This window comes from Arthrobacter sp. CAL618, assembly GCF_000468215.1.
Classification (GTDB): domain Bacteria; phylum Actinomycetota; class Actinomycetes; order Actinomycetales; family Micrococcaceae; genus Arthrobacter_D.
In genome coordinates this window covers 1-19,871 of the sequence record NZ_ASZW01000129.1, presented here as the reverse complement: position 1 = coordinate 19,871, position 19,871 = coordinate 1, and the positions used below count along the sequence as shown (strand labels likewise).

The 19,871-nt window shown below is 63.2% G+C and carries 18 protein-coding genes and 1 pseudogene; 15 read left to right on the top strand and 4 right to left on the bottom strand.

Annotation, left to right across the window (positions count from 1 at the left end):
• Positions 1-21: 21 nt before the first annotated feature.
• The 9 genes from K728_RS0107940 to K728_RS0107900 are packed head-to-tail and all read left to right on the top strand — an operon-like array spanning position 22 to position 9,392.
• The gene (locus K728_RS0107940) at positions 22-1,059 is read left to right on the top strand and encodes a sialic acid TRAP transporter substrate-binding protein SiaP (protein ID WP_019481807.1); all 1,038 of its coding nucleotides are present in this window, start codon (positions 22-24) and stop codon (positions 1,057-1,059) included.
• On the top strand, positions 1,056-1,667 hold the full coding sequence (locus tag K728_RS0107935; protein ID WP_019481808.1) for a TRAP transporter small permease: 612 nt from the start codon (positions 1,056-1,058) through the stop codon (positions 1,665-1,667). The genes K728_RS0107940 and K728_RS0107935 overlap by 4 nt, the downstream gene beginning before the upstream one ends.
• Before the next feature lie 8 nt (positions 1,668-1,675).
• Positions 1,676-2,956 (top strand): TRAP transporter large permease, encoded by a 1,281-nt coding sequence (locus K728_RS0107930; protein ID WP_019481809.1) that lies wholly within the window; start codon positions 1,676-1,678, stop codon positions 2,954-2,956.
• Positions 2,957-2,986: 30 nt separating this feature from the next.
• On the top strand, positions 2,987-4,291 hold the full coding sequence (locus K728_RS0107925) for an enolase C-terminal domain-like protein (protein WP_019481810.1): 1,305 nt from the start codon (positions 2,987-2,989) through the stop codon (positions 4,289-4,291).
• A 26-nt stretch (positions 4,292-4,317) separates the two neighbouring features.
• The gene (locus K728_RS0107920; protein WP_019481811.1) at positions 4,318-5,817 is read left to right on the top strand and encodes an aldehyde dehydrogenase (NADP(+)); all 1,500 of its coding nucleotides are present in this window, start codon (positions 4,318-4,320) and stop codon (positions 5,815-5,817) included.
• Positions 5,814-7,004: a fumarylacetoacetate hydrolase family protein gene (locus tag K728_RS0107915; protein ID WP_019481812.1), complete on the top strand. Its 1,191-nt coding sequence runs from the start codon at positions 5,814-5,816 to the stop codon at positions 7,002-7,004. Before K728_RS0107920 ends, K728_RS0107915 begins: the two co-directional genes overlap by 4 nt.
• A complete protein-coding gene (locus tag K728_RS0107910; RefSeq protein WP_019481813.1) occupies positions 7,004-7,717 on the top strand; it encodes a GntR family transcriptional regulator in 714 nt (237 codons plus the stop codon). The genes K728_RS0107915 and K728_RS0107910 overlap by 1 nt, the downstream gene beginning before the upstream one ends.
• A gap of 30 nt (positions 7,718-7,747) precedes the next feature.
• A complete protein-coding gene (locus K728_RS0107905; RefSeq protein ID WP_019481814.1) occupies positions 7,748-8,503 on the top strand; it encodes an SDR family NAD(P)-dependent oxidoreductase in 756 nt (251 codons plus the stop codon).
• 37 nt (positions 8,504-8,540) lie between these two features.
• A complete protein-coding gene (locus tag K728_RS0107900; RefSeq protein ID WP_019481815.1) occupies positions 8,541-9,392 on the top strand; it encodes a fumarylacetoacetate hydrolase family protein in 852 nt (283 codons plus the stop codon).
• 33 nt (positions 9,393-9,425) lie between these two features.
• Here K728_RS0107900 and K728_RS0107895 read toward each other — a convergent pair whose 3' ends face one another.
• The 3 genes from K728_RS0107895 to K728_RS0107885 form a co-directional block, all read right to left on the bottom strand.
• A complete protein-coding gene (locus tag K728_RS0107895) occupies positions 9,426-10,529 on the bottom strand; it encodes a polyprenyl synthetase family protein (protein ID WP_019481816.1) in 1,104 nt (367 codons plus the stop codon).
• Between the two features lie 9 nt (positions 10,530-10,538).
• On the bottom strand, positions 10,539-11,855 hold the full coding sequence (locus tag K728_RS0107890) for a geranylgeranyl reductase family protein (RefSeq protein ID WP_024476349.1): 1,317 nt from the start codon (positions 11,853-11,855) through the stop codon (positions 10,539-10,541).
• Complete coding sequence (locus K728_RS0107885) at positions 11,856-12,611, bottom strand: demethylmenaquinone methyltransferase (RefSeq protein WP_019481818.1); 756 nt, start codon at positions 12,609-12,611, stop codon at positions 11,856-11,858.
• Between the two features lie 132 nt (positions 12,612-12,743).
• Here K728_RS0107885 and K728_RS0107880 point away from each other — a divergent pair, with 132 nt between their 5' ends.
• From K728_RS0107880 to K728_RS23160, 6 genes and pseudogenes are all read left to right on the top strand, one after another.
• Positions 12,744-14,084 carry an isochorismate synthase gene (locus K728_RS0107880; RefSeq protein ID WP_019481819.1) on the top strand — a complete coding sequence of 447 codons (1,341 nt, stop codon included), beginning with the start codon at positions 12,744-12,746 and terminating at the stop codon, positions 14,082-14,084.
• Positions 14,085-14,212: 128 nt separating this feature from the next.
• Positions 14,213-15,007 (top strand): transporter substrate-binding domain-containing protein, encoded by a 795-nt coding sequence (locus tag K728_RS0107875; RefSeq protein ID WP_019481820.1) that lies wholly within the window; start codon positions 14,213-14,215, stop codon positions 15,005-15,007.
• Positions 15,008-15,091: 84 nt separating this feature from the next.
• Positions 15,092-15,877 carry an amino acid ABC transporter permease gene (locus K728_RS0107870; RefSeq protein ID WP_019481821.1) on the top strand — a complete coding sequence of 262 codons (786 nt, stop codon included), beginning with the start codon at positions 15,092-15,094 and terminating at the stop codon, positions 15,875-15,877.
• A complete protein-coding gene (locus tag K728_RS0107865; RefSeq protein WP_019481822.1) occupies positions 15,874-16,638 on the top strand; it encodes an amino acid ABC transporter ATP-binding protein in 765 nt (254 codons plus the stop codon). The genes K728_RS0107870 and K728_RS0107865 overlap by 4 nt, the downstream gene beginning before the upstream one ends.
• A 103-nt stretch (positions 16,639-16,741) precedes the next feature.
• Positions 16,742-17,353, top strand: a pseudogene (locus tag K728_RS23165) (M15 family metallopeptidase); the annotation flags it as partial.
• A gap of 12 nt (positions 17,354-17,365) precedes the next feature.
• Positions 17,366-18,154: an FG-GAP repeat domain-containing protein gene (locus K728_RS23160; protein ID WP_443110848.1), complete on the top strand. Its 789-nt coding sequence runs from the start codon at positions 17,366-17,368 to the stop codon at positions 18,152-18,154.
• 27 nt (positions 18,155-18,181) lie between these two features.
• On the opposite strand, the gene menD is transcribed toward K728_RS23160, so the two are convergent.
• Positions 18,182-19,871 (bottom strand): 2-succinyl-5-enolpyruvyl-6-hydroxy-3-cyclohexene-1-carboxylic-acid synthase (gene menD / locus K728_RS0107855; RefSeq protein ID WP_024476348.1); only part of this gene is annotated, 1,690 nt, incomplete at its 5' end.

Sequence of the window (19,871 nt, the reverse complement as noted above, 5' to 3'; positions counted from 1 at the left end):
TTCCCGGAAGGAACTCCAGCAATGAAGCTCGAAAACTCCACCCCGTACAGCCGACGTCGTTCCGCCACCGCGATCGGTCTCGCCGCCACCGCAGCTCTCCTATTGTCCGGCTGCAACGTCGGCACACCGGTGGACCGCGATGAGGTGGGCCAGGCCGACGCCGATGCCAAAACTCTGCGTCTCGCACATGTCTACGAGGCCGGGCATCCAGTAGAAGAGTGTGGCGTCGCTACCCTCAAGGAAGAACTCGAGGGTAGCGGTCTTCAGATCGAAAGCTTCCCAGCTGCGCAGCTCGGCAACGAATCGGAATCCCTCGAACAGGTAGCCTCAGGCGCACTAGATATGGCGATCGCTGGCCCATCGTTCCTAGGCGTATGGGAAGAGGATGCGGCCGTACTTGACGGGGCTTACTTGTTTGAAGACGTCGACCACTTCGAGGAAACCGTTGAGGGGGAGGCTATGGCGACCGTCTTCGACGGCCTTTACGAAAGCTCCGATATTCGTGTCCTCTCAAGCTGGTACTACGGCACACGCCACGTTACCGCTAACAAAAAGATCAGCTCATCTGCCGACTTCGATGGTCTGAAGATCCGCACTCCCAACGCGCCGCTCTACCTCGAGAACGTCGCAGCTATGGGCGGTACCGCCACTCCAATGGCACTGGATGAGGTCTATCTGGCCCTGCAACAGGGGGTTATCGACGCCCAGGAGAACCCCATCCCCACTATCTCGACAGCCAAGTTCAACGAGGTTCAGGACTACATCAACCTCACAGGACACATGGTTCAAGGAGTCATGATAACAACCGGCCGCACGGTCTATGAGGGATTGACTGATGAGGAGCGTGAAGCGCTCGAAAGCGCGATGGCTGTCGCCGCGGATGACACCCGTGTGTGTATTGAGGAGCAGGAAGAAGGCATTCTCGACGAATGGCGTGCGGGCGATGGCATCCAAGTGAACGACGACGTCGACCGGGAATCCTTCGCCGCCGCTGCCGAAGAAGCAATGCTGCAACAGCCTTGGGGTGAGCTATACCGGGAAATCAAGGGTGCTCGGTGAGTTCAAACTCATCAGGGGCTGACGCCAGTAACGAAAACAACATTGCTACGGGTTCCCACGTTCCACACGAGCCGGATCTGCCCGACTTCGCTGAACAACGCAGCCGACTCTACCGGGGGCTCGTCAATGTTGAACGGATCGCAAGTTGCACGCTTCTTGTGTCATTGCTCGGGTTGATCATGTTGCAGGTGATCAGCCGTTATGTCTTCAACACACCGTTCAGCTGGACTGAGGAACTGGCTCGGTTCATGCTGCTCTGGTTCACGTTCGTTTCCGCCGGTTTTGTCATGGCACGGCGTATACATATCGCCGTTGACCTCCTGGCTAGCAAGCTGGGTCGGAAAGGGACCATCGTGTTGGATACGTTCGCCCTCATAACGGTCTTTGCCACTGCGGGAGTCCTAGCCGTAGCGGGAGCCGAGTTTGCTGCTGGCGCCAATCGGCTTCTCGCTCCCGCAACAGGCCTACCGATGAGTGTGGTCTACTTTGCCGCAGTCACCGGATTTGCGCTCATCTTCTTCCATGCCGCTTTGCACATCGTGCTCAACATCCGCCACCCCGAGGTAGTTCCTGACGCTATGGAAAACCTTGAGCGGGAAGCGGTCTAGGAAACCATATGACCCTTCTCATCATGATCATCGCGTTGCTGGTGCTACTCGCTCTCCGCGTGCCAGTCTCCTTTGCCTTGCTCATCCCCTCGGTCGCCTACGTCATCATGGACCCGACTGCTCGGATCGGCACGGCGGTCCAACAGACCGTCTCCGGGGTTGACAGCTTTGCCATCCTCGCCGTTCCCATGTTCATCTTGCTAGGAAACCTCGCCAACGTTTCCGGAGTGACCGACAAGCTCTACGACGCAGCCGTGGCCGGTATCGGCCACCTCCGCGGCAGCCTCGGCTACGTCAACGTGGCCACCAGCTTCGGCTTCTCTTGGATGAGCGGTGCCGCTATAGCTGATGCCGCTGCCATGGGACGGGTGCAAGTCCCGGCTATGGTCCAACGAGGCTACTCCCGTGAATTTGCTTTGGGCGTGACCGGCGCCTCGAGCCTGATAGCGCCCATGATCCCGCCCAGCATCCCGGCTGTCATCTACGCGGTCACCGCCGGAGTGTCAGTAGGTGCCCTATTTATGGCTGGGATCCTGCCCGCGTTGGTGCTGGTGACGGCCCTCTGCCTCACGGTCTGGATTCTTATGAGGAAACAGAACCATCTGCGGCTCCCGAAATCGACCTGGAAAGTGCGGGGCCGCACCACCCTCGCGGCGCTTCCCGCGATGGGGTCAGCGGTTGTCATCCTGGGTGGCATTCTCAGCGGTGTTTTCACGCCCACCGAGGCGAGCGGGATTGGCGTCGTCTATATCCTCATCCTTGCCATCGTGTACCGCGCGCTAACTTGGCGGAAGCTGTACCGCACCCTGTTGACAACTGTTGAGACCTCGGGCTCGGTCCTCCTGATCGTAGCTGCCGCTGCGCTGTTCGGGTGGGTTCTTGCCCGTGAACAGGCACCGCAGGTAGCAGCCAACCTGATTCTGCAGATCACCGACCAGCCAATCGTGTTCCTTATACTCGTCAACATCCTGCTGTTGCTGGTGGGCTGCGTCCTGGAGCCCACCGCGGCAATCCTGATCCTTGTGCCGGTGTTGCTGCCGGTCGCTGAAACGTTCGGCATCGACCCGATCCATTTTGGCATTATGGTGATCTTCAATCTTCTCATCGGATTGATTACACCTCCCGTGGGGCTTGTGCTCTTCGTCCTGTCGAGCGTCACACGAACGTCAGTGCCAACCGTCATCAAGGGCATTCTTCCGTTCTTCGTCCCTATGGTCGCCACTCTGCTGATCATCACCTTCGTTCCGGCCCTCACGGTCGGACTACCTACACTATTAGGCTTCCTCTAGCCCTTCCCACCTGAATCTCTAGGAGATCCAATGTCCCGCATCACGTCAGTGCGCACTTCCGATGTGCGTTTCCCCACTTCCCTGGATTTGTCCGGGTCCGATGCCGTCAACGTCGACCCTGACTATTCAGCCGCCTATGTAGAAATCGCCACCGACGACGGTGAGCGCGGTTACGGTCTGGTCTTCACCTGTGGGCGGGGAAACGAGATCATCACCGCCGCCATGGACAGCTATGGGGCCCTGCTCATCGGGCAGAACACCGATAATCTGGTGAACAATCTCGGCGACGCTTCACGACGCCTGATCCATGACTCGCAGATGCGCTGGCTTGGACCCGAAAAAGGCGTGTCCCATATGGCGTGCGGCGGTCTGATCAACGCACTCTGGGACATCCGGGCTCGCCGGGAAAACAAGCCCCTTTGGCTCCTTCTGAGCGAGATGCCGGTCGATGAATTGGTCAGTGCAGTCGATTTCACTCATATTTCCAACGCCCTCACCCCGCAGGACGCAACCGACATCCTGCAGCGTGGGCAGGCCGGCAAACAGGACCGGATTGCTGAGCTAAAGCAGAATGGATACCCCGCCTACACCACTACTCCAGGATGGCTGGGTTACAGCGACGAGAAGCTCGTCCGGTTGTCGAAGGAAGCAGTGGCCGATGGCTTCGGCATGATCAAGCTCAAGGTAGCAGGAAGTATTGCCGATGACCGGCGCCGTCTGTCGCTCGCGCGTGAGGCTGTGGGGCCCGACATTCGGATTGCTATCGATGCCAACCAGCGCTGGGAAGAGCAAGACGCCATCGACTGGGTCAACCAACTACAGGACTTCAATCCCTACTGGATCGAAGAACCCACCAGCACCGACGATATCCTCGCCCACGCTGCAATCCGCAAAGCAGTTCACCCGGTCAAGGTTGCCACCGGTGAAGCGGTCCAGAGTCGGATCATTTTTAAGCAGCTTCTGCAGGCGGGGGCAATCGATATCATGCAGATCGACTCGACCCGTGTGGCGGGTGTCAACGAAAACATCGCCAATCTCCTCCTCGCCGCACAGTTCGACACTCCTGTGTGCCCGCATGCGGGCGGGGTGGGCCTGTGCGAACTGGTGCAGCATTTCTCCTTCTTCGACTACGCGGCGATCACCGGTTCCATGGAGGACCGGGTCATCGAGTTCGTCGATCATCTCCACGAGCATTTTGCTGAACCGGTGATTGTCACCGGTGGACGCTACCAGGCGCCCAAACGCCCAGGAGTCGGAGCCGAAATGCTCGACGCATCGACTGCACGGTGGACCTTCCCGGGCGGTGCCGGCTGGCAGGAACTGAACGCCAACTGATCCGCCGTCTAACCGAAAGGAATGATATGACAGCCACCACATTGACCCTCGCCACCACAGCCGGGGAAGTTGCTGAAGCAGCTCAGGCCGCACACCGGGCCTTCCTGCAGATTGCTGCTGAACCTCCTGCCGTGCGGGCGAGCAGACTGAACGCCATCGCGGCAGCCCTCCGCGCCAACGCACCCGAACTCGTGGCACTTGGGCAGGCAGACACCCACCTGGCCGAGGCACGTCTGAACGGCGAGCTTAAAAGGACAGCGTTTCAACTTGACCTCTTCGCGGACGAGGTTCTCGCAGGAATTCCGCTGGATGCCACGGTGGATCACGCCGATCCTGACTGGGGCATGGGTCCCCGGCCTGACATCCGGCGGATCAACATTCCGCTGGGGGTTGTGGGTGTTTTCGGTGCCTCCAATTTCCCTTTCGCGTTCAGCGTGATGGGCGGCGACTCCGCCTCGGCGCTCGCGGCAGGGTGCGCAGTCCTTCACAAGATTCACAATGGGCACCGCAAGCTCGCCCTGCGCACAGCAGAGATCGTTGCTGAAGCACTGAGCGAGGCAGGCAGCCCCGCTGGCCTATTTGCAGTAGTCGACGGCCGGGCTGCTGCTGAAGCCTTGGTGGACCATCAGCTGGTGAAAGCGATCGGTTTCACCGGGTCAACAGGTGGTGGACGTGCCCTGTTCAACCGCGCAAGTGCCCGGCCCGATCCGATCCCGTTTTACGGTGAGCTTGGAAGCATCAACCCGGTCTTCGTGCTCCCCCACGCATGGGAAAACCGCTCGGAATCAATTCTTGCCGGATACGCCGCATCGTTCACTGCGGGCATGGGCCAATTCTGTACCAAGCCCGGTGTCCTCTTTGTGCCCGAGGCCTTATCCGACGAACAGATTCGCGGGGCGCTTGAACCAGTTCTGGAACAAACCCCACTGAGTGAGCTGCTGACCCCCGGCCTTCGCGAATCCTTCGGCACCGCCCGCGATGATGTAGCCGCCATGGAGGGGGTCGACGCTCTGGTCTCCGGGTCCGACGAGAAGGTGCCCGCTCCAACTGTGCTAATCACCGATGCCGCAGCTGTCACAAGGAATCCCGAAGTCCTACGCCACGAAATGTTCGGTCCGGCCTCTCTGGTGGTCCGGTACCGTTCGGCTGGAGACCTCCCCCGCCTGGCGTCACTGATGGAAGGCCAATTGACCGCTTCGATCCACGCAGACGAGGGCGACGACGCTTCGCTTCTGCTCGACACCCTGACAGGCATCGCCGGCAGGGTGCTGTGGAACGGCTGGCCGACAGGGGTAACCGTCTCCTATGCACAGCAGCACGGCGGGCCCTACCCCGCCACAACCTCAAACACCACCTCGGTGGGAACCGCGGCGATCGGGCGCTTCACCCGCCCCGTTGCGTACCAGGATGTACCTGACCACCAGCTGCCGGCGTCCCTTCAGGACTTGAACCCCCATCACATCGGCCGCCGCGTCAACGGGGTCTTTGAGGCTGCGGACCTAAACACGAGGGAGGCCAAAGCATGAGCCGGCTGCTCCCGGAAGATGCCACTACAGCGGTGCTGATCGGACGGATCTGGGACCCCGAAACTGCGGGGCCTCGCCCCGTCCTGGTCGACGGCGGCACGTTGGTTGACCTCTTCCATCAGTACGCCACCGTTTCGGAACTACTCAACACGGAAAACCCTGTTCATCTGCTTGAACAGCTCCGCTCCTCGACTGCCCGCCGGTGGGACCTTGCCGATCTTGCAGGTGACACCTTCTCGGACGCTGACGCGCCCGCCATCGGCCGCAGTGGCCCGCACTTGCTCCCGCCGGTGGACCTGCAGGCGTTGAAGGCGTGCGGTGTCACCTTCGTCGACAGCCTAATCGAACGGGTCATTGAGGAACGCTGCGCCGGCGATTTCACCCTCGCCGAGCAAACCCGCTCCCAGGTGCTTGACGCTCTTGGCGGCAGCCTCACTGGGGTCCGTCCCGGTTCCGACGAAGCCGCCCGCGTCAAAGAGGTACTTGTGCGTGAAGGGTTCTGGTCGCAATACCTTGAGGTTGGGATTGGACCGGATCCGGAGGTCTTCACCAAGGGACCTGTCCTATCCGCGGTTGGTACAGGGTCACACATCGGCATTCCGCCGTTCTCATCCTGGAACAATCCGGAGCCCGAACTGGTACTGGTAGTGGACAATCGAGGCCGCATCAAGGGCTGCACCCTTGGCAATGACGTTAACCTTCGTGATGTCGAAGGCCGCAGTGCGCTGCTCCTCGGCATGGCCAAGGACAACAACGGGTCAACTGCACTTGGCCCCTTCCTCAGGTTGTTCAACGATTCCTACACAGTTGATGATGCCCGCCAGGAAACGATTCGTCTCACCGTTCGGGGGGCTGATGGCTTCGTTTTGAATGGCACCAACAGCGTCCAGCGTCTGAGTCGTTCCTTTGAGGAACTTGTTGGAGCTGCGTACGGGACCCACCACCAATACCCGGATGGCTTCATCCTCTTCACCGGAACCCTTTTCGCCCCAAACCAGGACCGCGACGCGCCGGGCATGGGATTCACCCACAAAGCCGGAGATGTGGTGGAAATCGGCAGTACCCGGCTGGGTACACTGACCAACATGGTGTTGCCTACAGATGATCTTGAACCCTGGGAATTCGGCATTGGTGCCCACTTGCAGTACATCCTCGACCACCGGCAGCCTGTGCTGGACGGCCGATAATGACCGAAACGACAGCCCGCGACGTCGAGCCCCGGGGCAGGTCCGGGGCTGAGGTCTATTGGACGCTGCGTGCAAAAATTCTTGATCTGCAGCTGCCCCCGGACGCGAAAGTCAACATCGATGCTTTGGTCCGAGAACTTGGCGTTTCTCAGACACCCATCCGCGAGGCGCTGAGCCAGCTTGAGGGAGACCGCCTTATCGTCAAGAGCCCCGGTAAGGGATACCGCACCACTGAGCTTCTGGGCACGGCTGAATTGCGCGAGCTGTTCGAATTCCGTCTGCTCATCGAACCGTGGGCGGCGCGGGCGGCAGCCGTGAACCGTCTCAGTAATCCCTCCCGGTTTCTCACTGCTTCGCTTGATGACTTTGAGTCGGGCACGGCCGAGAACAGTGACGTCCGTCATCAACTCGTGGCGCACGACACTGTCTTTCACGACCGGATCCTGTCGGCCAGCAGCAACGAATTTGCTCTGCACGCCTACCGCGCCACGCATTGCCACCTTCACCTCTTCCGACTGCATCCCGCCGATTACCAGGGGACCAGCACCGTCGAGGAACATCGACGGATTGCCGCCGCTATCGCTGCCTGTGACCCGGATGCCGCTGGGAAAGCCATGCACCAACATCTCATCGACGCATATCACCGCTTTGCGGAGGCATTCACCCAGGAAGATTCGGGTTTGAGGCTGCCACACCCAGCCAATCTCTGCTGAGTCTCTCCCCTTTTACTGACAAGGACGAAAATGACAGATTCTTTTGAGGGCATCCGCGCCCTGGTCACCGGCGGTGCTTCAGGGATCGGCGCTGCAGTGACAGCTGCGTTGACCGAACGCGGAGCACACGTGGCGGTACTCGATCTCCGGCCCGAGGGTCTACCCTCTGGCGTAATCGGCTATACCTGTGACATCGGCAATAGTCAGTCGGTTGATGAGGCAGTCGCTGCTGCAGCACTCGACTTAGGCGGGATCGACGTCGTTATCAACAACGCAGGAGTTGGAGCAGCGGGGAGCGTTGCAGATAACGACGACGACGAATGGCTCAGGGTACTCAACATTAACGTGGTCGGGATTGCACGGGTGTCAAGGGCAGCGCTGCCCCACCTGCGAAAATCCCGCTGCCCGGCGATTGTGAACACGTCGTCTGTCGCAGCCACCCATGGTCTGCCTCAGCGAGCCCTTTACTCGGCGAGCAAGGGGGCGGTGTCAGCCCTAACCCGCGCCATGGCAGCGGATCATATGCGGGACAACATCAGGGTGAACTGCGTCAATCCCGGCACCGCAGACACCCCATGGGTTGGCAGGTTACTTGCAGCTGCGACGGATCCCGCCGCTGAGCGCCAGGCGCTGGAAGCCCGCCAGCCGCATGGTCGGCTGGTGTCCGCCGAAGAGGTGGCATCATCAATCCTCTTTCTGGCCGACCCGGCCAATGGCTCCACAACCGGAAGTTCCCTGACTGTCGACGGCGGGATGCATTCTCTTCTGCTCCGCTCTGATGCCTAGACCACCTGTTTACTACGCGACAAAAAGGAGACTTGAGATGGAACTAATGCGATTGGGCGAGCCCGGCCGGGAAATCCCTGCGGTGCGCCAGGACGGGGAAACCTATGACCTGCGCGGACTGACCGCCGACATTACCGGCGTGTTCCTCGGGGAGGACGGCATCGGCCGGGTGCGTGATGCATTGGCTGCCGGCACCCTGCCACCACTTGAGGGGGCCGCAGCGATGCGGGTGGGAGCTCCGCTGACGGGTATTGGCGCCGTCGTCTGCGTAGGCCAGAACTATGCGGCGCACGCTGCCGAGACCGGCGACCAGCCGCCCAAGGCCCCGATCATCTTCTTCAAGCATCCCAATACGGTCGTCGGGCCGAACGACGACGTCGTCATCCCGCCGGGCGCCCAGAAAGTTGATTGGGAGGTGGAGCTTGCCGTGGTCATCGGCAAGCGGGCGTCCTACCTGTCCAGCGTCGAGGAGGCCCTCGACTGTATCGCCGGGTTCACGATCAGCAACGATGTCTCGGAGCGCGACTACCAGATCGGGCACTCGGGAGGCCAGTGGTCCAAGGGCAAGTGCGCGCCGACCTTCAACCCGATGGGACCAGCCTTGGTGCCGGTCGCCGACGTCGCGGATCCGCAGGCACTCCGGCTCTACTCAACCGTCAACGGTGACCCCAGACAGGATTCCACGACAGCTGACATGGTGTTCAGCGTCGCCGAGATCATTCACAACCTCTCCCAGTACATGGCCCTGGATCCCGGAGACGTGGTGAACACCGGCACCCCCGAGGGTGTTGCCCTGTCCGGCCGTTTCCGCTACCTGGCGGCCGGAGACATTATGACGATCGGCATTGACGGTCTGGGCGAGCAGCGCCAACGCGTCGTCGGGTCCTGATTAGCGCAGGTCAGGTCGACAGAGGAGCCGGGGCTAGACGTCCCGGGTGACGACGGCCTGGGCGAAAGCGGTCAGCGCCTGCTTGACGATGCTTTCCGGCAGTGGTTCGAGGGCGGCGACGGCGTCGTCGGCCCACTGCTGAGCGACCTTCCAGGCGTCCTGGGTTGCCGGGTGGGTACTGACGGCAGCGACGGCGGTAGCGAGCGACTCGTCCGAGGTGAGGTCACCATCGACCAGGTCGACAACATGGGCGGCCGAAGCGTCTCCGGCAGCAGCGGCCTGGCGGATCAGCAGAATCGGCAGCGTCGGGACGCCCTCGCGCAGGTCGGTGCCTGGTGACTTGCCGGAAGTGACCTTGACGCCAGTGACGTCGATGACGTCGTCGGCGAGCTGGAACGCCACCCCCACCTTCTCGCCGTAGGACAGCATGACGTCGATGACCGACTGCGGGGCCTGGCCGAACAGCGCGCCGAGCTGCCCCGATGCCGCAACCAGCGACCCGGTCTTGTCTGCGATGACCGACAGGTAGTGCTCCACCGGATCTTCGTCCTCGCGGGGCCCGACCGTCTCGTGAAGCTGTCCCAGGCAGAGCCGTTCAAAGGTCCGCGCCTGGATCCCCAGGGCCCGGCCGCCCAGCTCCGACACCAGGATGGAGGCACGGGCGAAGATCAGGTCACCGGTCAGGATGGCTACCGAGTTGCCCCACACCTCGTGGGCCGTCGGCGCACCGCGACGATACGGCGCCGAGTCCATGACGTCGTCGTGATAGAGCGTGGCCAGGTGGGTCAGTTCGACGACGACGGCGGCCTGCACCACCTCGGGGCGGCTGGCATCCCCGAGGTGCGACGCCAGAATGGTCAACAGTGGCCGGATGCGTTTGCCGCCCGCTTCAACGAGGTGGCGGCTGGTGGCATCGGCGAGCGGATCGGAGCTGGCGATGGCTTCCCGGAGCTGCTTCTCGACCTTGGCCAGGCAGGTGGTGACCGCGGGCCCAAGGTGAGGATCCTCGGCGATCAAGGCAAATCCGGGCGGAAGCCGCAGACCGGTAGCAATGGCTCCGGTGGCAGTGTCGAGCTCGGCGCCATCGGACAGCGAGTGTCCAGCACGGGTCCAGCCGGGGTTCGCAGATTCTGTCACTGTCTAAGACTAACTAGTAGAGCGCGTGGAACTGGCATGCGTCCGCGCGCGCGGATGGGATTGGTTGCTGACGGCCGGCACCAGCTGCTCCAGCAGGTGAATGACGCGGTCCTCGAAACCTTTGCCACCGGAGTCGGTCAGGTTGGCGAGCATCCGCACCACAAAGCGCATCAGCACCGGGATCGGCATGCCGGTCCGCAGCGCCAACCGCAGAATGGCCGGCTTGCCGATCAGCTGAGCGAAGATGGTGCCGAGGGTAAAGTGGCTCCCCCACAGCCCTCTGATGTGTGGCGCGTAACCGGCCAGGACCTGATCGCGGCCCAGGGTTGAGCCGACCTGTTCGGCGTTGATGATGAACTCGGCAGCGTACCGGGCCGACTCCATCGCGTAGGAGATACCCTCGCCGTTGAACGGGGACACCATTCCGCCGGCATCGCCGAGCAGCAGCATCCCCGGACTGTAGTGGGGTGTCCGGTTGAAGCCCATGGGCAGGGCGGCGCCGCGGATCTCGCCGACCTGCTGCTCGGGAACGAAACCCCACTCGGCGGGCATCCCGGCGGTCCAGTCCCGCAGCACCTGCTTGTAATCCAGCTTGCCGAACTCGGCAGAGGAATTGAGGATGCCCAGGCCCACATTGGACGTGCCATCCCCCACACCGAAGACCCAGCCGTAGCCGGGAAGCGNCTTGCCGGTCGCGTCGGGGAGCTCGAGCCACCCTTCCATCCAGGGGTCCTCATGGCGCGGACTGGTGAAGTAGGTGCGTACCGCGACGCCGAGCGGGCGATCATCGCGCTTCGCCAAGCCCAGGCTGACGGCCGTCCGGGTCGAGTTGCCGTCGGCCGCCAGGACGGTGTCAGCGTGAAACTGCCGGGTCTCCCCCGTCTTACGCCCGGACGAGTCCAGGATATTGACGACGACGCCGGTCACCCGGCCGGCGTCGTTGCGGATCGCTCTGGTGACGGAGTGACCCTCAAGGATGACGGCGCCCGCCGCGCGAGCGTGTTCGGCTAGTTGTTCATCGAATCCGAACCGGGTGCGGACCAGCCCGTAATCGGGGAAGTCGGTTAGCTCCGGCCAGGGCACCTCGACGGTGCGGCCGCCGGCTTTGAGCCGCAGCCCGACGTTGCGGCGCCATCCCGCCGTCTCCTCATGAGGCAGGCCGAGCAGCTGGATCTCACGGACTGCGCGGGGCGTGAACCCGTCTCCGCAGACCTTCTCACGCGGGAAGACCGATTTTTCCACCACTGTCACGTCTACCCCGGCACGCGCCAGGTAGTAGGCAGCGGTTGAGCCAGCGGGGCCAGCCCCGACAATCAGTACCGACACTTAGTTTGCTGGCCGCGTGCTGCGGCGGCTGAGGCGCGCCTGTGCGGGTGCTGTAGCAGTGTCAGCGGGTTTGGTCGCGCGATGGACGGCGACGATACCGCCATTGAGATTGCGGTAGGCCACGTCCTGCCACCCGGCATCAGTGAGCCAGCCAGCCAGTGCATCCTGATCCGGCCAGGCCCTGATGGATTCCGCGAGATACACGTAGGCGGTCGGGTTCGAACTGACCTTCGTCGCAATTGCGGGCAATGCCCGCATCAGGTACTCCGTGTACATGGTGCGCCACAGTCGAACGGTTGGTTGTGAGAACTCGGCGATCACCAGTTTTCCGCCGGGCTTGGTGACGCGCAGCATCTCCGCGAGCGCCTGCTGCGGACGGTGCACGTTACGGAGCCCGAAGGAGATGGTCGTCGCGTCAAAGGAGTTGTCGGCAAACGGCAGATCGGTGGCATCGCCGGCGATGAAATCAATGTCCGGGCGACGGCGTTTGCCGACCCGCAACATGCCAAGGGAGAAATCGCAGGCGACGACGTACACCCCGTTGTCTGCGTAGGGCTCGCTGGAGGTGCCGGTTCCGGCGGCCAGGTCGAGCACCTTTTGGCCCTTCGCGGCTCCTACCGCATCCACCACAATGCGACGCCAGCGGTGGGTCTGTCCGAGGGACAGGACGTCGTTGACCACGTCGTATTTGGGCGCCACGTCGTCAAACATGGCTGCAACTTCTTCGGGACGCTTTTCCAGTGATGCACGGTTCACCCTTGTATTGTCTCAAACAATTGACAGGTCCATAATCGGGGCGCGGGCGACCGGGTTCCGGGCAACCGGGTTTCGGCAGCGGCACGGCCAGCCCGTCCCTGCCACTGCCGGGCAAGAGTAGGCTTGGAAATCATGAGCACTCCGTCCTCCATCGCGGTCGCGCCGCCGCTGACACCAGTGCGCGGTCTGCGCAGCATCACCATTCCACGGGGACAGCTCGACGACAGTACCGGCCTGCTCGACTATGTTGCCCGCAATGACGTTCACACCTGGGTGCGCCGCGGCGATGGCCTGGTTGCCTTCGGGGAAAGCGCCCGGTTCACGACGGCGGGCCCCGACCGGTTCATTGAGGCCCAGGAGTGGTGGCGCACCCAACTCGACGCCGCCGACGTCGACAATCCGCTCGCCGTTCCCGGTTCCGGACTGGTGGCCTTCGGCTCGTTTGCGTTCTCCAAGACCTCCCAGCATCAGTCCCGGCTGATTGTGCCGCGCGTTGTGGTGGGCTGCCGCGATGGTCACAGCTGGCTGACCTACATCACCGACGACGAAGGCGCGGAAGTAACCGCCGACGCCGCCGAGGCAGCACTGGCTGAATACCTCGACGAGACGGCCATCGAACGTGTTCCTGACGCCGCCGACCGGCTCACCCCGGGAATTCTCTCCGAGGAGCAGTGGATGACCGCCGTGGAGCAGGGGATCGAGCACGTTCGCAGCGGCGAGCTGAGTAAGTTGGTGCTCGCGCGTGACGTCGTCGCCGAGCTCGGTTCTCCGGTGGCGACCGCCCAGGTGCTGCGCGAACTGGCGGTCAGGTACTCGGACTGTTGGACCTACTCGGTGGACGGGTTGATCGGTTCAACACCTGAAATGCTCATTAAAGTTGAGAACTCGACGGCCCAGGCCAGGGTCCTCGCCGGCACCCTGGACCGCAACAATGCACCGGCCGATGATCCGGACTACGCGCAGCGGGTGCTCGCTGGCTCCGAGAAGCAACTGCATGAGCACCAGATCGCCATCGACTCGCTGACCGGCCAGTTGGAGCCATTCACCAGCACCATGACATCACACAGCGAGCCGTTCGTCCTCGAACTACCCAACGTCTGGCATTTGGCTTCCGATGTCACAGCGCAACTGGAACCGGGCGCCGATGGCAGCGTACCGACGTCGTTGGCCCTGGTCGGGGCGTTGCACCCCACTGCGGCGGTCTGTGGGACACCGACGACCGTAGCGGGAGCCCTGATCCGGGAACTGGAGCATATGGAGCGCGGACCCTATGCCGGGCCAGTGGGCTGGATGGATGCCCGGGGCAATGGTGAGTGGGGCATCGCGTTACGCGGCGCGGTAATCGAGAGTCCAACCCGGGTTCGAATGTACGCGGGGTGTGGCATCGTCGCTGCATCGAATGCCGCAGCTGAGCTGGCGGAATCGTGGAGCAAGTTCAGGCCCATGATCGAGGCCCTGGGCATCCGGCGGTAGCATTCCCCGTCCTCAGCACTGTCAGGTCCCGATGGTTACCAGTACGCAATACCTGTAGCCTGTGATGCACATCTCCATGCGGCTAGAATTTGAATCGAAGTTTTCCCGTCCACCAAAGAGGTATTTGTATGTTTGCCAAGCGCTCAGCCGTTCCCAAGACCCTCGCCATCGCGGCCATCGGTGCGCTAGCACTTAGCGCCTGCGGTGGCTCCGACGAGCCAGCCGCCGATGATTCGGGCCTCGGCCTGATTGCTGAGGGCGCGCTCACCGTGTGCTCGGACATCCCGTACGCGCCATTCGAGTATGAAGAGGACGGCGAATACGTCGGCTTCGACATGGACCTGATGCGCGCCATCGCCACCGGCCTGGACCTCGAGCTTGAGGTGGTCGACGTCGGCTTCGACGGCCTCGCCAGTGGCGCGGTGCTTGCGGCCGGCCAGTGCGACGTCGGTGCCAGCGCCATCACGATCACCGAGGAGCGCGCGGAGAACATTGCGTTCACCGAGCCGTACTACGATTCCCTGCAGTCCCTGCTGGTTCCCGTGGACTCGGATCTTGCCTCGATCGACGATCTTGCGGGCGAGTCGGTGGGTGTTCAGGCCGGAACCACCGGTGAAACGTACACCCGCGAGAACGTCCCTTCCGACACCGAGGTTGTAGCCTTCCCGAGCGACGCTGAACTGTACTCAGCTCTCCAGGCCGGCAACGTCGCAGCCATCCTGCAGGACCTGCCGGTGAACCTCAGCCACACCGAGGACGGCACCTACACGATCGCCCAAGAGTTCGAAACCGATGAGCAATACGGTTTCGCACTGCCCAAGGAAGGCAGCGAGGATCTCCTCGAGGCCGTCAACGAGCAGCTCGCCGAGCTGCGGGACAACGGCGAGTACGACGAGATTTACAACACCTACTTCTCGGAGTAGGAATTCTGGCCCGGAACCGGTCCGGGATCCTCGGATCCTGACGGGTTCCGGGCCGACAGCCCCCGAGAAAGATTGGCTCCCGACTTGAAACGCTCAACCCGCAGACGTCTGACCCGCGGCGCCCTGTACGCACTCTTCATCCTCGCCGTCGCCGTCGTCGTCTGGCTCGCCGATTGGGAGGCGATCCAAAGCAATTTCTTCGACCTGGACGTTGCTGTCGAGGCATTCCCCGAAATTCTGACCGTCGCGGCGAAGAACACAGTCCTCTACACGGCCATCGCGTTTGTCGGTGGGCTGCTCCTCGGCCTGATTCTGGCGCTGATGAAGCTCTCTCCGGTCCTGCCCTATCGCTGGGCAGCGACCGCTTACATCGAGCTGTTTCGGGGGCTCCCCGCTCTGCTGGTGATCTTCGGTTTTGCGTTCGCGGTGCCGATCGCCTTTGGCTGGCGTCCGCCGGGCGGTAGCGCCGGCGCTGGCCTGATCGCCCTAATCATCGTCTCTTCCGCCTACATCGCCGAAACCATCCGAGCGGGGATTGAAGCTGTTCCGCCAGGCCAGGTGGAGGCCGCCCGGTCCCTGGGGATGCATCCGTCGTGGACCATGATCTCTGTCGTCCTGCCGCAGGCGTTCAGGATCATCACCCCGCCGCTGACCAATGAACTGGTCATCCTGATCAAGGACACCTCACTCCTGTTCATCGCGGGCATGGCTCTGGGCGACCGCGAGTTGACCACCTTCGCCCGTGACATGGTCTCTTCATCCGCCAACGCAACCCCGTTGGTCCTCGCTGCCCTCCTGTATTTGATCATCACCCTGCCGCTCACCCAGCTGGTGGCCAAGCTTGAACGACACAACAAGAGAGGGCGGTGAGCGAGGTGACTGAACCAGCGCTCCGCAAGGGCGTGCCGGCCATCGAGGTCCGCGACCTGCACAAGAGCTTCGGGGACAACGAGGTCCTCAAGGGCATCGACTTCCATGTGGATCAGGGTGAGGTGGTCTGCGTGATCGGGCCTTCTGGCTCTGGCAAGTCCACCCTGCTCCGGTGCGTCAACCGGTTGGAAGAGCCCACCAGCGGCACCATCCTTGTGGAAGGCGTCGATATCACGGACGACGAGACGGACCTGGACAAAGTACGCACCCGCATCGGCATGGTGTTCCAGCAGTTCAACCTCTTCCCGCACCTGAACGTGACCCGTAACCTCACCCTGGCTCAGATCAGGGCGAAGAAGCGCAGCAAGTCAGAGGCAGGTGAGGTCGCGGCGCGCAACCTCGCCAAGGTGGGTCTGGAGGACAAGGCCATGGCCTTTCCGGCCCAGCTTTCCGGCGGGCAGCAGCAGCGCGTGGCAATTGCACGTGCGCTATCCATGGACCCGGACATGATGCTCTTCGACGAACCCACCAGCGCCCTGGACCCCGAATTGGTGGGTGACGTGCTCGATGTGATGAAGCAGCTGGCCAAGGACGGCATGACCATGATGGTGGTCACCCACGAAATGGGCTTCGCCCGTGAAGTTGGGGACCGGGTGGTATTCATGGACGGCGGAGTGGTGGTCGAGCAGGGCAAACCCGAGGATGTCCTCGGCAACCCGCAGCATGAACGCACCAAAGAGTTCCTCTCGAAGGTTCTGTAACCACTCGGTTGGCGGCAATGTCCTGCGCCTTTGGTCCCCTAGCGGCGGGCCGGAGTGCGTGGGACGATAGGTCCACCAGACCCACCTACCCGCGGGAATCCTCATGCCCTCACCCATCCGGAACCCAAGGCTTCGCGCAAGACTCCTCAGCGTCGTCGTGCTGTGCTGCGCCCTACTGGGTGGGATGCTCACAGCCCAGCCCGCAACGGCCGCCGTCCCCGTGGCGAACCCGAACAGCTATCACGTGCTGGTCACCAAGTCACGGCCGCTGAACCCCCTGCACTACATCGCACCGGATCTGGTCTATTTTCCCGGCACCAACTTTGTACTCCGGCGTGCTGTCTCGGCGAATCTGGAAAGCCTTTTTGCTGGCGCGCGTAACGCTGGGGCACCACTGAGCGTGGTGAGCGCCTACCGTTCCTACGCCGAGCAGGCATCCCTCTACAACAGCTATGTGGCGCGATACGGGCAGGCAGTGGCCGACACCATTTCGGCACGCCCGGGGCACAGCGAGCATCAGACCGGACTCGCCGTCGACGTCGGCAACGCCAACGGCACTTGTGGCCTGGGTGCCTGTTTCGGGACCACCGCGGGCGGCAAGTGGGTCGCCGCCAATGCATGGCGGTACGGGTTCATCATTCGCTACCCGGACGGTTACCAATCGACCACCGGTTACACCTACGAACCGTGGCATCTGCGCTACGTGGGGCGGCCACTAGCCACCGAGATGAAGACCCGCGGCATCCCCACGCTGGAGCACTATTTCGACGGTTCCAACCCGACCATCAAGAGCCCAACGGACCTCACCGCAGTGGATTCCGCAGGGGTGCTGTGGAATTACCCGCCCAACTGGACCGGCGGATTCGCGCAGCGCGCCCGCGTGGGCAGCGGCTGGGGCGGTCTGAAGGCCGGGTTCACCACCGACTGGAACTCCGACGGCATCCAGGACATCCTCGCCCAGTGGCAGGACGGAAAACTCACGCTCTATCGGGGGCTCCGGGGCGGCGGTTTCCAGTCACCCATCCGGATCGGCAGCGGCTGGGCCAACCATGAGATCACTGTCGGCACCTGGTGGCGGGGGAGCCGGTACCCGTCGGTGGTCACCAAGGACGACGCAGGACGGCTGTGGCACTACGCAAACAACACCGGCGGAGCCCTGTCCTCGCAGGCCCGGGGGCAGATCGGGTCGGGGTGGCAGAACCTGAAGATCACGCTGGCTGACTTTGACCGGGACGGCAACCAGGACGTGCTCGCCACCCGCACCAACGGTGAACTGGTGCTTTACCGGTCCAATGGAAAAGCACGTTTCATCTACGAGAGTCGACGTACCATCGGCTCCGGCTGGCAACACATCGAAAGCGCACAAGCCGTCTCGGGTTTCCGGGGCCCAGGCTCCTACGGGTTGACCGCTCGAACCAGTTCCGGCGCCCTCAGGCACTACCCGATCAACTCCGGCGGCTGGGGTGGGTCTTTCACCATCGGTTCGGGGTGGCAGAACTACCGACTCTTTCGGTAGGCCCACACCGCACGGTTCCGGCCCGGCCTACACCACCCTGGCGACGCCTGCCTTGATCGAGGCGTGCAATGCGCGGAGGCCCGATCGGTCGGCCCGGACCTCGATCACCGAGCGGCCCTTGATGGGTGGCGCCAGTGCTGCGTCAAGGCCAGCGGCCGAGGTGACCAGTGAATGCCTGACGCCGTACCCATGGGCCAGCGCCTCGAGATCGGCGGTGTGGGGGGTGCCGAAGAGACGCTCTACGACCCTGCTGTGGCGTTCGAGGTTCTTCTCCTCCCCGTGTTCCAGGAGACCGAAGATGCCTCCGCCGGCATCGTTGAGCACCACTATCTGCAGGTCGGCCTCATCCTCGCCGGGCCCCAAAAGCAGCCCACCGGCGTCGTGCAGAAAAGTCAGGTCACCGAGCAGCAGGCGCGTGGGGATACCGGTCGCGAGCGCGATACCGGTGGCGGTGGAGATGGTTCCATCAATACCGGCGAGGCCGCGGTTGGCGTAGACCTCCAGGGGGTGCCAGCCAGGGGACGCGATGAGATCGGCGTCCCGGATGGGATTGGAGGATCCGAGCATGAGATTTCCGTCAGTGCTTTCCCAGACGGCGTCTGCCACGTGGAGCCCGGTCAGGGAGGCGCTTTCGGCGAGGGTTGACCGAAGAGCGGCATCAGCGCGGGCACTGGCCTGTTGCCACCGCCCCAACCATCCGTCCTCGCCCTGACCGGCGAACTGCAGCAACTCATCGAGGGTGGTGATGATCCGCTCCCGGCGTCGGCCTTCTTCGAACCAGGCCACCGGCCCCGGGAGGTAAAGTGCCTGCTGCACCTCCGGTCGGGACAGCAGGGCTGCTATTGGTCGTGAGAGGGTGGGCCGCCCGAACACGATCACCCGCTCGACGTCGGGCCCCAGATGTTCCAGCAGCAGCCGGTACTGGGCAACCGCATTGGGACCGAACCGGGCATTGGAGGAGGGCTCGGCGAGCAACGGGAGGCCGAGGTGCTGGGCAAACACCGCCGCCAGTTCCCCGGCGCCGTGGCCTGCGACCACCACGGTTCGGGCGGTCAACGTCGGAAGGGCGGCGTCGTGAGTGGCGGCGTCATGGGTCGCGGTGTCGTCGTCGGACTGGCTGGTCAGCGGCAGGATGGCGTCGGTGGAAGGAGCGGTGGCTGGCGGGAACCCTACAGGAGCCCCGTCGTGGCTCACAGCACCGGGGACTACAGCGCCGGTGACTACAGTGCCGGGGTCTACAGTGCCGGGGACCAGCGAGTCGCGGAACGCGAGGTTCAGCTGGACCGGACCACGTGGGCCTGAGGCCCCCAGCGCCTCGGCCAGGGCCCTGGCAACGAACGCCGAGGGATCAGTGCTCGCCGGGACGTCGAGTGCGCACCGCACGTGCGAACCGTAAAGGTTGACCTGGTTGGTGGTCTGGTTGGCGCCGCTCCCCCGAAGCTCGTCGGGCCGGTCCGCTGACAACACCACCAAGGGCACGGCCGCGTGGTTCGCCTCCATGACCGCTGGCATCAGTTCCCCCACGGCGGTACCCGACGTCGTCAGCACCGCCGCGGGGCGCTGCGATCCCTGCGCCAGGCCGAGCGCGGTGAACCCGGCAACCCGCTCGTCGATCCGGACATGCAACCGCACCGCACCCGCGGCCTCAGCCTCGGCCAGCGCATACGCCAGGGGTGCGCTTCGGGATCCCGGTGCAACGACGACGTGGCGGACGCCC

Coding starts and splice junctions, on each gene's coding strand:
- K728_RS0107940 (WP_019481807.1), top strand. CDS start 22: ATGAAGCTCGAAAACTCCACCCCGTACAGCCGACGTCGTTCCGCCACC.
- K728_RS0107930 (WP_019481809.1), top strand. CDS start 1,676: ATGACCCTTCTCATCATGATCATCGCGTTGCTGGTGCTACTCGCTCTC.
- K728_RS0107925 (WP_019481810.1), top strand. CDS start 2,987: ATGTCCCGCATCACGTCAGTGCGCACTTCCGATGTGCGTTTCCCCACT.
- K728_RS0107920 (WP_019481811.1), top strand. CDS start 4,318: ATGACAGCCACCACATTGACCCTCGCCACCACAGCCGGGGAAGTTGCT.
- K728_RS0107915 (WP_019481812.1), top strand. CDS start 5,814: ATGAGCCGGCTGCTCCCGGAAGATGCCACTACAGCGGTGCTGATCGGA.
- K728_RS0107910 (WP_019481813.1), top strand. CDS start 7,004: ATGACCGAAACGACAGCCCGCGACGTCGAGCCCCGGGGCAGGTCCGGG.
- K728_RS0107905 (WP_019481814.1), top strand. CDS start 7,748: ATGACAGATTCTTTTGAGGGCATCCGCGCCCTGGTCACCGGCGGTGCT.
- K728_RS0107900 (WP_019481815.1), top strand. CDS start 8,541: ATGGAACTAATGCGATTGGGCGAGCCCGGCCGGGAAATCCCTGCGGTG.
- K728_RS0107880 (WP_019481819.1), top strand. CDS start 12,744: ATGAGCACTCCGTCCTCCATCGCGGTCGCGCCGCCGCTGACACCAGTG.
- K728_RS0107875 (WP_019481820.1), top strand. CDS start 14,213: ATGTTTGCCAAGCGCTCAGCCGTTCCCAAGACCCTCGCCATCGCGGCC.
- K728_RS23160 (WP_443110848.1), top strand. CDS start 17,366: ATGAAGACCCGCGGCATCCCCACGCTGGAGCACTATTTCGACGGTTCC.